Source organism: Achromobacter sp. NFACC18-2 (assembly GCF_900108985.1).
GTDB lineage: Bacteria > Pseudomonadota > Gammaproteobacteria > Burkholderiales > Burkholderiaceae_B > Achromobacter.
In genome coordinates, this window is record NZ_FNYM01000026.1 from 1 (window position 1) to 13,199 (window position 13,199).

General features: G+C 60.7%; 18 protein-coding genes. 3 read left to right on the forward strand and 15 right to left on the reverse strand.

The window, feature by feature from the left end:
* On the reverse strand, window positions 1-259 hold a 259-nt coding region (locus BMW75_RS27615), incomplete at its 3' end, for a transposase (RefSeq protein ID WP_139208607.1).
* Window positions 260-1,323: 1,064 nt separating this feature from the next.
* On the opposite strand from BMW75_RS27615, the gene BMW75_RS29335 reads away from it, so the two are divergent.
* Both BMW75_RS29335 and BMW75_RS27630 read left to right on the forward strand, forming a co-directional pair.
* Window positions 1,324-2,643: a ParB N-terminal domain-containing protein gene (locus BMW75_RS29335; RefSeq protein WP_139208608.1), complete on the forward strand. Its 1,320-nt coding sequence runs from the start codon at window positions 1,324-1,326 to the stop codon at window positions 2,641-2,643.
* Window positions 2,644-2,682: 39 nt separating this feature from the next.
* Window positions 2,683-3,543, forward strand: coding sequence for a DNA adenine methylase (locus BMW75_RS27630; RefSeq protein WP_092582721.1), 861 nt, complete (start codon window positions 2,683-2,685; stop codon window positions 3,541-3,543).
* 62 nt (window positions 3,544-3,605) lie between these two features.
* Here the strand turns inward: BMW75_RS27630 and BMW75_RS27635 are convergent, their stop codons facing one another.
* From BMW75_RS27635 to BMW75_RS27660, 7 genes are all read right to left on the reverse strand, one after another.
* Window positions 3,606-3,920 carry an XRE family transcriptional regulator gene (locus BMW75_RS27635; RefSeq protein ID WP_092582722.1) on the reverse strand — a complete coding sequence of 105 codons (315 nt, stop codon included), beginning with the start codon at window positions 3,918-3,920 and terminating at the stop codon, window positions 3,606-3,608.
* Entirely contained in the window at window positions 3,913-4,278 is a 366-nt protein-coding gene (locus BMW75_RS27640) for a type II toxin-antitoxin system RelE/ParE family toxin (RefSeq protein WP_092582723.1), read from the reverse strand. Before BMW75_RS27640 ends, BMW75_RS27635 begins: the two co-directional genes overlap by 8 nt.
* A gap of 171 nt (window positions 4,279-4,449) precedes the next feature.
* Entirely contained in the window at window positions 4,450-6,435 is a 1,986-nt protein-coding gene (locus BMW75_RS27645) for a ParB/RepB/Spo0J family partition protein (protein ID WP_092582724.1), read from the reverse strand.
* A gap of 26 nt (window positions 6,436-6,461) precedes the next feature.
* Window positions 6,462-6,611: a hypothetical protein gene (locus tag BMW75_RS29605; RefSeq protein WP_175493290.1), complete on the reverse strand. Its 150-nt coding sequence runs from the start codon at window positions 6,609-6,611 to the stop codon at window positions 6,462-6,464.
* An 82-nt stretch (window positions 6,612-6,693) separates the two neighbouring features.
* Window positions 6,694-7,098 (reverse strand): thioredoxin domain-containing protein, encoded by a 405-nt coding sequence (locus tag BMW75_RS29340; protein WP_139208609.1) that lies wholly within the window; start codon window positions 7,096-7,098, stop codon window positions 6,694-6,696.
* 49 nt (window positions 7,099-7,147) lie between these two features.
* Complete coding sequence (locus BMW75_RS27655) at window positions 7,148-7,348, reverse strand: hypothetical protein (RefSeq protein WP_092582726.1); 201 nt, start codon at window positions 7,346-7,348, stop codon at window positions 7,148-7,150.
* 43 nt (window positions 7,349-7,391) lie between these two features.
* A complete protein-coding gene (locus tag BMW75_RS27660; RefSeq protein WP_092582727.1) occupies window positions 7,392-7,703 on the reverse strand; it encodes a hypothetical protein in 312 nt (103 codons plus the stop codon).
* On the opposite strand from BMW75_RS27660, the gene BMW75_RS29610 reads away from it, so the two are divergent.
* Entirely contained in the window at window positions 7,702-8,025 is a 324-nt protein-coding gene (locus tag BMW75_RS29610; protein WP_175493291.1) for a hypothetical protein, read from the forward strand. The genes BMW75_RS27660 and BMW75_RS29610 overlap by 2 nt on opposite strands.
* Before the next feature lie 584 nt (window positions 8,026-8,609).
* Here the strand turns inward: BMW75_RS29610 and BMW75_RS27670 are convergent.
* From BMW75_RS27670 to BMW75_RS27700, 7 genes are all read right to left on the reverse strand, one after another.
* On the reverse strand, window positions 8,610-8,930 hold the full coding sequence (locus BMW75_RS27670; protein WP_092582728.1) for a ClpX C4-type zinc finger protein: 321 nt from the start codon (window positions 8,928-8,930) through the stop codon (window positions 8,610-8,612).
* Between the two features lie 326 nt (window positions 8,931-9,256).
* Window positions 9,257-9,517 (reverse strand): DUF6900 domain-containing protein, encoded by a 261-nt coding sequence (locus BMW75_RS27675; protein ID WP_092582729.1) that lies wholly within the window; start codon window positions 9,515-9,517, stop codon window positions 9,257-9,259.
* 11 nt (window positions 9,518-9,528) lie between these two features.
* Entirely contained in the window at window positions 9,529-9,783 is a 255-nt protein-coding gene (locus BMW75_RS27680) for a hypothetical protein (protein ID WP_092582730.1), read from the reverse strand.
* Complete coding sequence (locus BMW75_RS27685) at window positions 9,780-10,427, reverse strand: DNA methyltransferase (protein WP_057287135.1); 648 nt, start codon at window positions 10,425-10,427, stop codon at window positions 9,780-9,782. The genes BMW75_RS27680 and BMW75_RS27685 overlap by 4 nt, the downstream gene beginning before the upstream one ends.
* A gap of 300 nt (window positions 10,428-10,727) precedes the next feature.
* Window positions 10,728-11,627: an N-6 DNA methylase gene (locus BMW75_RS27690; RefSeq protein WP_092582731.1), complete on the reverse strand. Its 900-nt coding sequence runs from the start codon at window positions 11,625-11,627 to the stop codon at window positions 10,728-10,730.
* 307 nt (window positions 11,628-11,934) lie between these two features.
* A complete protein-coding gene (locus tag BMW75_RS27695; RefSeq protein ID WP_092582732.1) occupies window positions 11,935-12,345 on the reverse strand; it encodes an antirestriction protein in 411 nt (136 codons plus the stop codon).
* A gap of 205 nt (window positions 12,346-12,550) precedes the next feature.
* Complete coding sequence (locus tag BMW75_RS27700; RefSeq protein ID WP_092582733.1) at window positions 12,551-13,078, reverse strand: JAB domain-containing protein; 528 nt, start codon at window positions 13,076-13,078, stop codon at window positions 12,551-12,553.
* Window positions 13,079-13,199 lie beyond the last annotated feature (121 nt).

Consider the following 13,199-nt stretch of genomic DNA (forward strand, 5'->3'; position numbering starts at 1 on the left):
ACTCTCGCTCGAGTCGACGACTGGACTGGACCCGATTTAAGTAGCCGTAGATGTAGATCTTCAGCAGCACAGCCGGGTGATACGACGGGCGGCCGGTAGCTGCTGGCGCCGCCTTCTCAAATCCGAGCAATGCCAGGTTGAGCTCGTCGACGAATGCGTCGATTATGCGCACCGGGTTGTCGTCGGCGATGAAGTCATCCAGGCATTCCGGGATCAACGCTACCTGCTGCCGGTCCTGACCTTCGATGAATCGGGGCATGTCGACTCCCGGGATCGAGATACCAAACTCTATCTAGATCACCGTAGCGGCGTCAAAGAGTTTTCACACAGCCTCGGTCGAAAGCTGCCGCCCGCAATGGCGGTTCGGCCAGGATAAGACACTCGTTTTTCACGAGATGCGACGCCAAGGCGCCGCGTCAATGCCTGCCTGCTGACGTTTGGTTGGAGCGCCGACTAATTCGCCGACTTCTGACCGCAACATATGGGCCTCGCCTTTTAGGGTTGAGCTCGGGGCGTGGCCGGCCGGAGAGACTTCTCACTCGGGATGGTGCGCCGCTACCACCGCGGGTTAATAGTCGCGGCGACACATCTGGCTCGACCGGACGGCTGCCCGAAATGTCACGTGTCCGGTGACCAGGACCCGAAAGCGAGCGCCGCCCATATTCTTGTCGACAAGCTGTCACGTTGCGTAGACAAAGTGTAGACGTGGAGTCACAACGTGTAGACAAGGAATCACAGCGTGTAGACAAGGCGTCACAACGTGTGGACAAGGCGTCACAAGCGGGGCAGTTGCAGGGCGAGAGTCCGCAAAATCAGACGTTTGTATACAGTGACGATGGCCGTGTAAGCCTGCGTTTGCGCGGGCATATGTTTTGTGGCCTTTTTCGTTGTCAGACAAAAGAAAACAGCCCGCCGCAAGGAAAACCCAAAAAAAATCAAAGAGATGACCGCACCCGGAGGGTGCGTCCTGTGTGGTGGCCTTAAGGGGCCCGGCGCCGCCATGGCGCCGGGTACTTTAAGGGCACCTGTGAGCGTCCGGGGGACGCTCACGAAGTTCGAAGGACGGCCCCGCCGGCGCAGCCGGTGGGAAAGCGCCGCCCCGAAATTGAACCGACCTCATCATCGACATGCAAGTACAAACTGGAAGTCAAACGCGCTCATAATTTCTATTTGTTACTATCAGCGGATAATTGCAATCCACTGATCCATCTAACACGGCTCAGGTGCAAGGGGGCGCTCTCAATGTAGAGACGCATTTGCGGCGAGAGGTATCTAACGCCGACCGCACCACTGGCCGATGCACGGAAAGGAACTAGCGAAACCATGGCCTCGACGTCATACAAGCGAGTTGACAACATTCCTCTTACGAGGCTGCATCTGGACCCCGAGAATCCTCGTCACGACCCCATTCAGGATGAGGACAAAATTATTGAGGAGCTGTTCCGGGCGGAAAAGGTACTGAACCTCGCCAAGAACATCGCTAAGAACGGCGGTATCAATCCCCTCGAAACAATAGGCGTGGTCGAGATGGACGACAATCCAGGCCATTACATTGTCGCGGAGGGCAATCGGAGAACATGCGCGTTGAAAGTGCTTCACGACCCGCGCAAGGCACCGTCCGCCGCCACGCGAAACGTACTTAGCGAACTCAAAAAGCAGGTTCAAGTACCCGCCAAATTTTCGCTAGTCGTCTTCACCAATCGCGATGCAGCCCGTCCGTGGATGGAACTCCGCCATCTTGGTGCCCAAGATGGCGCGGGGATCAGATCCTGGGACACCGATCAAAAGGCGCGATATGCGAAAGGCAACTCTCCGGACACAATGGCCCTGGAGATTCTCGACCGCGCGACGGCTGCAGGATGGATAGACGAAGACACGCGGAATAGTATCGGGATCACAACCTTGACTCGCTATCTCGGCAACCCCGTCGTCCGGGCGGCCCTCGGTCTGGGAGATAGAGGCAGCCTAACTTTCACCCACGATCCCTCTGAAGTCGACGTAGCGCTAAGGCAATTTATTTCTGACGCAATTCCGCGGGAAGACGGGACTCCCCCCCCAGTGAATTCCCGCACGAAGGCGAAGGACTGGAAAGCCTATGGTACGTCGTTGCACGATAGGGGAGTCTCTCCGAAGACGGCCCTTCCCAGCCCGGTAATTCCTCCCGCGCCAAAAAAAACCACCAAGAAGCAGCGCAATCCTCGGCATCCCGATGACCGTCCCTATGTCGTTCCGAGTGACTTCGTAGTCACCTACAAAGGGGACCGTGCGCTCCAACGACTGTTGTGGGAGCTTCGCCGAGTAGCTCCGGACGACTTTTACTTTTCCGCAAACTACCTACTCCGCGCGTTCCTGGAACGAGTCATGGTTCTCTATGCCAAAAAGGAAGGCGTGTTTTTCGCCAAAATGGACGATCACAAGCTCACGCAGGCGTGCCACGACGCGCTTGAACGCAGCGGGGTTGCTCGAACGGACCCGCTGATGAAGAACCTTCGTCTGGCAGCCAGTAACGCCGACTCGTCCTTTAGTCTTCATACCCTGGGCGCGGCGGTGCATGCAGGCCACATGCCGAGCCGACGGAGCTTGATTGGCGTCTGGGACAACTGGCAAAGCGCCCTTGAAGCAATGTTGATTCGACTTCTTTAACGGCTGGCCACCGGCCTGAAATTTGGATATGCTCGCGCAATGTCTACAACCGAAACACCCCTGAGATATCCCGGCGGCAAATCGCAACTGGCCCCGTTCGTCACCGACCTCCTTCGGGCAAATGGCCTCTTAACGGGCGTTTACGCGGAGCCGTTTGCTGGGGGAGCGGGGCTCGCTTTCCGGCTGCTCTTCGCCGGACACGTGTCCGAAATTTGGCTTAACGACATAGATCCCGCGATCTACGGCTTCTGGCATTCAGTCTTACATGACACTGAGGCCCTATGTGATCGTATCCAGAAGACGCCGGTAACCATCGAAGAATGGCACCGCCAGCATGAGCGACTTTTTGCAAAGGAGGGAACATCTCTTGACTTGGGCTATGCAGCCTTCTTTCTAAATCGAACGAATCGTTCCGGGATCATTACCGGCGGCGTGATCGGCGGCAAGAAGCAGGCAGGAGACTATAAGATTGACTGCCGTTTCAACAAGGAAGGTTTGTTGAGCAAGATTCGACGGATAGCATCTCACAAAGAGGTGATCAAACTCACCCAACTAGACGCGGAGACGTGTATTCCGCTATGGGAAAAGACGCTTCCAAAACGCGCCCTGATGAACATCGACCCCCCCTATTACGTCCAAGGGAAGGACCTTTACACAAACTTCTATAAGCCTGAGGACCATAAGCAGCTTGCTCAGGCAATCCGCAAACTGAAATGCCCTTGGATGCTCACCTATGATGACGCTGCGGAGGTGAAGGCGTTGTACAGGGGACTGCCTTTATACAAGAAGGGTCTGAACTACTTCGCGCAGGTGAAAAGGCAGGCCAATGAACTTCTCGTGCTCTCCCCTAAGCTCGTCGCGCCAGCATCCCTCGTGGGCAGTGTCGCAGCAGCGGCGTAATTTTCGCCGAGTTTCCGCATCGTCCTAAGAGGCTGCCTTGCGTCCAGATCAACCTCTCCGAATCAGGCGGAAAGGTCGGAAAAGTTGCTGATCCGCACCGATCCATCCGGGAAGCGGGCGACCACATCAAGCTGACCACCCATCGCCTCGATGTGGCTGCGCAGCGTCGAAATGTACATGTCCGTTCGCTTCTCCATCTTGGCGATGGACGGTTGCTGTACGTGCAATATCTCGGCCAGGACCTTCTGCGACAGACCCCGAGCTTGGCGCAATTCCTGGAGCGGCATGTCTCGGAGCATTTCGGCCGTGGCGGCCTGGGCGCGAGCCTGAGATTCCGGCGACATGGCCGATCGGAGCGTTGAGAATTTCTTAGCCATTGATCTGCCCTTCCTTTCGCAATTGTTCCAAATGATCGTCGTATAGCTTGTCTGCTCGCGGCACGAATTCTTCATACCAGCGGTCCTTCCCCATTTTGTCACCGCCTATGAGCAAAATGGCAGTTCTCCTGGGATCAAACGCGTAGAGCGTGCGCAGCGGATGGCCGCCCGCCTGTGTCCGAAGCTCGCGCATGTGTTCGTGTTTCGAGCCGTTTATCCCACTCGAATGAGGAAACCCAAGCGACGTGCCTCTTTCCTCCAGAAGGCCGACCGTAGCGGCCACCGATTCCTGTTCGCTGGCCGACAAGGTGTTCCACCAGTCTTCGAACTCGTCCGTGAACTCAACTTCCCAAACCATCAGTCCCTGCCTCGGTTGTTTGATCGATTATAACCTAGAGGGAATATTCCATCAAGGGAATTTCTAGGAGAAAATTGTTGGTCGTACGGCCGACGGGCGGGCAATGCCCGCCCATCCGCGCTCGCTTCTAAGTTCGCCGTCCGCCCGGGGTGCCCCGGGGGGATGCGGTACTTATGGCTCCATTTCTCCCATAGGATGCTCCACCGCCATCGGAATCCGAGAAGGCTCGGTCCGCATGAGTTCGGGCACCCAGCCCCTACCTTCCAGCAACTGTTCGGCTGCGGCGGCGGCCTGGGCCTTCTTCATGGCAAGCAGCGGCTTTGCCTGCTCCGCGTCCAGGGCTTCCGTGACCACCGCCGCGATGCGGTCCTTGGAGACGTGGGTAAGATAAGACTGCGCGGTCGGCTTCCACCACCTGCTCATGTCCAGGCCGATGATGCCCGCCAGACGGTCCAGGTGCCGAGGTTCAGCCCCATGGGAATGGCTTTGGCGGCGATAGATCGATACGCTGGTGAGCACGGCGAGCAAATCGATGAGGTCGGCGTGCGGTTGCTCAAGCAGCCAGGGCAGCACCGCCGCATCGTCCGACGGCACATGCTTGGTGACGGCCTCAATCTGCGCGTGCACCGCTGTCCAGGCCGCACTTTCCTTGATGTCGGCGTCCGTGTTCGACAGCTCGTGAAGCGCGGGCCGCAATGAGAAATCGAACGAGTCTCCGGCGCTGCCGCGCCGCTCCCAATCAAAGTCACTCAGCATCTGCTCAAGAAGCAGGCAGAGTGCGAGCGTCGGGCGGGCCATGACTTCGGCCTGGAGTGCGATGACGCGCTGTGCCTGGAGCCGGTTAGTCAGCGCCTCAGAATGCACCGGCCGCGTCATGACGGGGGGCAGGTCCACGCCCGCCGTGGTCTGGCCGTCTCCGTCGTTGCTGCGCATGGCCTGCGCCACGGCATCGCGTTCCTCCTGGCGGATCAGGCCACGGGTGACGGTCAAGTCGCCTTGATAGTCCAGATGCACAATCGCGCCGCACAGGGCTTTCAAGTCGGCCGCGTAGTCGAAAAGCTCGGCCCGGATTTCCCGGATTTGCCCTTCGTAGCCTCGAATCAAGCCGCGAACCTTGTCCAGGTCGGCCGCGTCCTGGTCTTCGGCCTCTTGCAGTTCGGTAAGCTTTGACCGCGCAGCTTCGATCTTCTTTTGCAGTCCATCGATCTGCTTGGCCTGGGCCTTGCTCGGCTCTTGATGGGCGCGCTGAATCTCGCCAAAGGCCTTCTTGTCGGCGTAGTCGAAAGACACGCGGCATTCCACCCACAGCCAGCCTTCGGCCTGTATCGCCTTGAAGAGCTTGGACCGCTGCATCTTGGCCACGGCCATGGCGCGCACCTTCTCGGGGTCGGCCAGATAGGCCTCGTTCTCGAAGAGGTCACGGCGGACTTCCCCGCCCGCCTTCTCGTAGGCGGCCACGGTCACGTACCGCGCCACGGGCGAATCGCCGCGCATTTCGGATTCGGCCAGCAACTGGCGGATGTAGTAGTCCCGGTTCCAGGATTGGCTCGCCGAAGCCTTCCATGCCGCCTCCTGGCGGGCGTGGTCCGAAACCGAGGCAAGCGCCTGCATTTCGTCCATCTTGATTTTCCCGTCGCGGAACAGTTGCATGAGCGTGGGCGACACGCTCCCGAGCGCCAGCAGCTTCTTGACGGCCGATTCCGATGCGCCGTGCGCGGCAGCGATGGCTGCGACCGTCCAGTTCTCGTCGCGCAAGCGCGCATATGCCGTGTACACGTCGGCCGGGTGCATCGCCTTGCGTCCGATGTTCTCGATGAGGCTGGCGTGGTGCGCATGAGCGGCCGGGATCACAAGGCAAGGAACCGGGTAATCGGCGGCGAAAACGCCGTCCTCGACCAGCAAGCCAAGGGCCGTCCAGCGCCGTCCTCCCGCGCACACCTCATAGGAACCGTCCGGCGCTGCGACCACAACGAGGTTTTGCAGCAATCCGCCCATCGCCTGGATGGTGGATTTCAGTTCCAGAATTTCCGCGTCCTGCTTGCGGTCCTGCGCGCCCCGAGCTTGGTACGTTTCGCTCAGGCGCAGTTGCGAGTACGGCATTTCCGCGCGCGTTGCTGCGGCGTGGACGGCGGCGAGTTCGGTGGAATCGAGTTTCATCAAAATGCTCCAGGTCGATATCGAGATCAGTGCAGTTGGGCAGGGATTTCCGGCGCGTCGAGCGCGGCGATGAGCGCGGTAAGCTGGCGCATCGTCATCGCGGGGATGCGAAAGCTCAGGCCCAGCCGGTGGGCGCGGCGCATGTCATGCGCCAATCTGATAAAGTCGTGGTTCATCACGGTTCTCCTTGCAAGGGTGGGTCGAGGTGCAAGCCCCTATCGGTTGCCGCCGAGTAGGGGCTTTTCGTTAGTAGCCGAGCTAGTTCAGCAGGTCGCGCCCGCGATACAGCGGGTGGTTTCCGTGCTCAGCGAAAAAGTCTTCGGCGCTCAGTTGATGGTCGCGGATTTCCTGCATCACTTGAAGTCGCGTCAACACAGCTTCATCCGCCGCCTCCCTTTCGCGCAGGCCGTCCGCAGCGACCGGGCCGGTGTCCATCAAGTCGGTCAGCAGTTCGATCAGGTCCGGGCGATGGCCTTCCCAAGCGACCAATTCGTTTTCAACCGCGACAGTCACAACAGGCGCAGAGTCGAAGCCTTTCCGTGCCAGCGCAGGCGCGTAATCCATGGCGCTGCGCTCGGTGAAGGGAAATACGGCGCGCTGAAATGCTTCCCGCGTCAGATTGGATGCCGCGCAATTGGGCTGTGTGTAGAGACTAATGAGCATGTCGGGTTGTCTGGGAGTTCAGAGTAGTTCGTGTCGAGGGGGCCTGCCGTTAAGCGATTCGCAGTTCGACTCCTTCGTCGTTCATCACGAAGAGATTCACATCTGCGAGACGGTAGTTGTTGTTGTTACCCTGCACCACGTATTCCCATTCGCCTTGGTGCGCGATGTGGACTGCAAAGCGTTCCCCCGGTTCCGTCTGACCGTAGTACTTGCTGCTCTTCTTTAGCTTGGCGTAAATCTGTTGGCTCATCTTTTCCTCTGCTTTCAAGCTGGTTTGAAGTCCTGACTTGGACTTAATATTCCGAGCCCCTACGCAGGTTTTCGGATTGAGTTGCCTCTTCGCGCAAAAAATGGGCGTGCCTCGCCTGCTCCCAACCCTGGTCCCAGAAAATCGCCAGTTCCCGGATATCTGCGAGAAGCGGAGGGATGTCATCAAAAGCGCGTCCGGCTTGGAAATCGTCAACGCCGGCGTCCACCGCTGCGGCGTAGGCCGGGTTCACGTCGCCCTCAGGACCTGCCTTTGCATACAACAAGCGGGCGCTCAGGCCACGAAGGAAAACGGGAGCCGGCTTGGAGTCCGGCGTGTTCTGTACGGTGTGTGCCATGAAAACCTCCTTCTACTGGTTAAACTTCTGTCGATCCGACCCAGGACGTTCCCAAGAACGCCTCGCAACCATCGGCGGCTGCTACGGGTTGAAAGGCGCAAAGCGCTTCGTGAGTCCATCCCTTTTGGGGCGCTTGCTGTATGACCACGGTGTCCCCGTCAAGCGTCCGAATATTGAGCGGCAGGTGCCGGATCGGCGTCAGAATGTCTGGCTCGCCCGCGAGTCGATCCGTGACGTACTTGATATGCATGGTCATCTTGTCCTTCGAAAGATGTTTAGGCTGTTTACTCACCATTCCCTCTGCCTCAGATTTTTGTGCTGACCTGGACTGAAGATTCCGAGCCCCCTGGTAGGTTTTCGGATCGGGTTTCGCAGTTCGGCGGCTGCGCGTTGTATGCCGCCCGTCCTGGTAGTTCGTCGCCCTTGCCGTGCTGGATTACGGAGAGACGACTGGAAAGGGCGGGCGCGGATGCCGCACGCGGAGCGCAGGCCGAAGGCTGAGCACCGAACGGGAGAGCACCCGGCGAAGCGAACCCTTGGAACGAGGAGCGCAGTGATACAGTCGGCGGTTTAGGGCGCCGGACTGCCAGGACAGGCATTGCGCCTGCTCGATAGCGATTCCGAGCCGGCCGCGCGGCGAGCGCCCCAAGCCCGTAGGGCTCAAATTCGGCCGAAGGCCGCCCGCAAGCGGCAGCGCGCAGCGCCGGCAGGCGCGAAGGCGTGAGCCGACCGAAGGGAGGGACGGATGGAAGCCCCGCAGGGGGTGAGACTGGCGGGGTTAGCCAGGCTCAACGCGCAGCGCGAGAGCCCGACCCGGAGCCGCAGGCGTAGGGGCACGCCCAGGTGTGAATTCTGAATCTGAAAACGGCCCGCGGCGGCGTTCAGGCCAAGCTGAAGTCAATCGACTTAGTGCTGAGAATCCGTCGAAGGCGGCATCGAGATGTTCAGCAGGCCCATGGCCCGGTTCGCCCGATCCCGCGCCTGGCCGATGATTTCATGCTGCCGGACGATGTAGTCAAACAACGCCTTTGGGCGTTGTTCGGCCTCTATCAACGACTGATCGTTGACGATCCCAACACACATTTCAATGCACTCGTCGCAGATCGTGACCTGATCGTTGTCACCTCGGGCAACGAGCTTTCGCACCTCGTACTGGGACTTATCGCAAAACGAGCAATGCAGCTCTGGCTGTTTCTTAGCCCTGCGCTTTTTCTTTGGCTCATCCATTTCGGCGCGGTGCCCAGGATCGTGAGGCCCGCAATCTAGCACAAGCTGATGCCAACCGGATGCGTGTTTTTCCTAGTACCGCTGCACCATCAGAGTGGCAAGCTCAACTCGGAATTAATTTGGCGATCGAATGGGAGACTGGGTGTGACTATGGGTGGAACCATGATCGTGAACGGGCTCAGGGCCGCGTACACGATGACGCATTCGAGCGACGGAAGTGGAATTTTGGCGCAGATCCAGTACCAGCAAACGGGACCATGGGAACCGGTGGGTCCGCCTGGCACGGTGTACCCAAACGCGGCGGCGGCGCGCGAAGCGATTCGGAGTCAGATATCCGCCAACATGACGCGGGTGCTCGGGATCGTATGAAATGCAGCGCCGGCCGGTAGGCCGGCGCCGTTTTTCCTACGCCCGGCGATCGCCATGCCGGCCAAGTGCGCGGCCTCCAACTCCGCGCGCATCTGGCAGACGGACAGCTCGTGAAATTCCAGCGGCTCGCTGTCGGGGCAATCCAACGACTCTAGATTCAGAATGCGGCTGGCAATGTCGGCAATGGCGGCGCGAGCCGCCATGGAAAGTTCTGCCATGGCCAGGGGGCTCAATCCGTGTCTAACTCGCCCAGCACCTGGCGGGCGAGTGCGTTGAGGTCGATTTCCGACTGGGCAATGGCCACCACCTCATCGAGCGGCAGCGATTCGATAATCGCCGCCATGCGCCGCTCGCTTTCGCGGGCGGCCAGCACCGGCCAAGCACCGTACTTCGCGATGGCCGACAGGCCATCACGATTGTGTTTCCCGTAGCCCCGAAGGAAAGCGGTCAGGCCCTGCGTTGTTGCGTTGTCGTTCCGGCTCATGCTGCGATCCTTTCTTGACGGGCAAGTTGAAGGCGTTGCGTCGCTGCGGCGTGATACTTCGGATCCATTTCGATCCCGTAGAAGCGCCGGCCGACCTGGCGGGCGGCCACGCACGTGGAACCGGAGCCCGCGAACGGGTCAAGCACAATGTCCCGCGGGCGGCTGAATGACTCAATCAGCGGCGCCAGGCATTCGACGGGCTTTTGCGTCGGATGATGGCGGTTGCCGCTGTACTTCCAGGGCATGACGTCCGGCAGGGGCTCGGCCGGCAGCGCTGGCTGGCCCTTGGCCAGCAGGTAGGCAGACTCATGCTGGTAAGCCAGGAAACGCGCCTTGGACTGGTACTGCTTTGCGAAAACGAGGTGGCCGACGACGCGAAAGCCGGCGGCACGCCAGGCGGCAAAAAACCGATCGACACGGTTCCACCCATAAAACGAAATGCAGAAGGCGTCATCGCGAAGCACGCGGAACATCTGCGCGAACGCCGGCGCCAGCCATTCGTCGGTTCGATCGTTCGCAATGCTCCGGCCGGAGCGGTCCACGTAGTTGACGAGGTACGGCGGATCGGTCAGCACCAGGTCGACGCAGCGATCCGGCAAGGTGGGAAGAACGGACAGGCAATCGCCCAGGACAACACGGCTCATGGTTGGCTCCTTGCGTGCAGCAATGTCAGCCGATCTGCATTGCACTGCACGGGGCATGCGGGCGCAGCCCATGAGAGCGCGGTCAAGGGACGTGGAATAAATAGTGAGCGCAGCGAACGGTTTATGCCGCGAAAGCCCTTGAAGATGGGCCGCGGCTACAAAGCCGCGCGCCGCGGCCCGGTCGTCCGTGCGGGAGGGGGATGCGACTGTGTGCTCCGTGCAGTGCTTGATGGTCCGCATGGGAAGAAGATGGCGCGTCGCCGGCGCGCCTGGCCCCGAGCGGGGCCACTTGGAGTCTCGCTAGAAGAGCGACATCTGGCCAGCTGCAGCAGCTTGACGGATGGTTTTTGGGATGGCCTGCAGCGGCGCACCGCTCTCGGCCGATTGACTGTCGACCGCCACCTGGTCGACGTGGATCTCGTCCAAAGCCGCCGGCGCCTGCAGGAGTGCTCGCCCCCCCTCTTCCGCTTCGCGACGGCGAAGGCGCGCGCCCCAGCCGCCCAGAATATGAGCAGGCGTGAACCACTGCCCGCGGCATTCGCCTGTCAGGCCGTTGCCGTGAATGACCACCGCCGGCACGTGCAGCAACGCGAGTTGGATGAACGTCATATGCACGCAGCGCTCATCGATGTCGATCGCAGTCGCGTGCATGCACTGCTGGTAATTCAGGCCAGCGTCGTGCATCGCGTGTGCGGCGGCGATCAACATGCCACCGGCGCCGCAGGCTGGCTCCAAGACACGGATGAATCCGTGCGCATCTGTCTTGGCGACCAGCGCCTGGCCATCGCCCATCATCATGTTCCCCATCAGGCGCGAAACCTCGTAGGGCGTGAAGAATTGACCAGCGCCGGCGTTGCCCATGTCCAGCATCATGAAGGTGCTTCCGAGGACATCGCCAAAGTCTGCCACCTCAACGCGCAGCTCGTAGGACATCACCAAGTGCGCGAAGGCCTGCACCAGCTGGTCGAGCTCCGCGCGTTCGTACTGTGCGATCACCTGCAGGTAGCGCTGTTCGCGCACCTCGCGCTGCGCGAGGTCCGCACGAGCCAACGCGATCGCGCAGATCTCTACCCAATCGCTCCACACGCGATCAATACCTCGCGTGTACGCCACCTGGCGCAGCAGGCTGACAATCTCCTTCTGATGAGCGTCGGCGTTGTTCAGAAAGCGACGCTGTTGTGCATTTGAGGTTTTGGCCATGTGGTCTCTCCGGTTGCCAGGGCGGGAATGCCCGGAACTTGAGAGGCACGGCGCAGCGCAGCGCTCAAGTGTCGAAGACGGCCGGCGGCCGCCAGCGGTGCCGGCAAAGCCGGTAGCGCGCCGCACTTGAACGCGAGAACGACGTGGCAACCTGACCGGGAAAGCAGACCCGCCACCCCGTCCCGCCTTCAACGGTCTTCGTTCGAAGCGCAAACGTTGCCCTGCAGCGCCTCTTAGCAGGGGCAGCGGGCCATTGCTCAGCCGGCGCCGCAGAAGAAAATGGCCCGCCGAAGCGGGCCTTGGACCGTCAATCGATGGCTGCGAAGATCGCACGCGCCTCTGCGTGCTCGCCGGCGAAGTCGCGCAGGGCGTGGTACTTGTCGATCAGGTCGTCGCTGGGGAAATGCCCGCACAGTTCGCAGAGGGCGAACAGCGTGGCCACGATGCCGGCGGCGTCCGCCGACATGCTGCGTTCGAAGTAGTTCATCGGCCAAGCGAGGTGAAGCTTCTCGTAGTCAGCCGGTGCCATGTAGAAGCCGTTGGGGATTTCGTAGTAGTGCCAGTAGCCGCCCGCGTACTCCTTCGAAAGACGGTCGAGCCAGTTGTAGACACTGATTTCGCCACGCAACATCAGGCGGTGCCCGAACGCCTTGGGCAGGAAGTCCATGCGATCGCCATCGGGAACCAGGTGTGCGACAGAAAGAGTGGCTTGGGTCATATCGTGCTCCTCAGAAGTAGGGCCCGGCCGGGTGGCGGGACGGGAGCACTGGCGCCCTGCGGAACAAGCGCCGGGGGCAAGGGGACGTGGAATATAAAGCGAGCGCAGCGAGCGGCTATATGCCGCGAAAGCCCCTTGCGCCTGGTGCGCGCAGGGCAAAGATGCGCCCAAGGCCTGACACCAGCGCCAGGCCCGGCGCTGCAGGTCAGGGCATGATGCCCTTCTCTGCGAACGAGACGATCCTGTTGCCGGCCACGATCAAGTGATCGAGTACGGTGGTGCCGACCAATGCGAGCGCATCCTTGAGCTGGCGCGTCATGCTGATGTCGGCCGCGCTCGGTTCGGCATGACCGCTCGGATGGTTGTGCGCCAAGATCACGCTCGCCGCGATGTGCGCCAGCGCAGCTTTGACGATCTCGCGCGGATATACAGGAGCGCTGCTCAACGTCCCTCGGAACGGTTCTTCATATGCGATCAATTCGGCGCGCGGGTTCAGGTACAGGATGCCGAACACTTCGTGCTCAAGACTGGGGTTCAACCGCAGCTGCAGGAACTCGCGCGCGAGCTTTGGCGAATCCATGTGCTGGCCGCGCTGGATCTCCCGCAGGACAATCTCGCGTGCCGCGGCGAGAATCTCTTTGGGCGCGGCCGGGCGCACCGCGCCAGCGGAATCCTGCACGAAGAGAGCGCCCGCGGCGTGATCGATGGTGTTGAACGCGATGGAATACTGCATTGCTGGATCTCCAGTGCCGGGCGGGATTGCCCGGCGATCCTGGGATACGCTGCAGCGGAGCGGTCAAGTGGCCTGCCGGCCCTGGCCGCAAGCGGTGCCGGTGGCGCCGGCGACGCGCAGC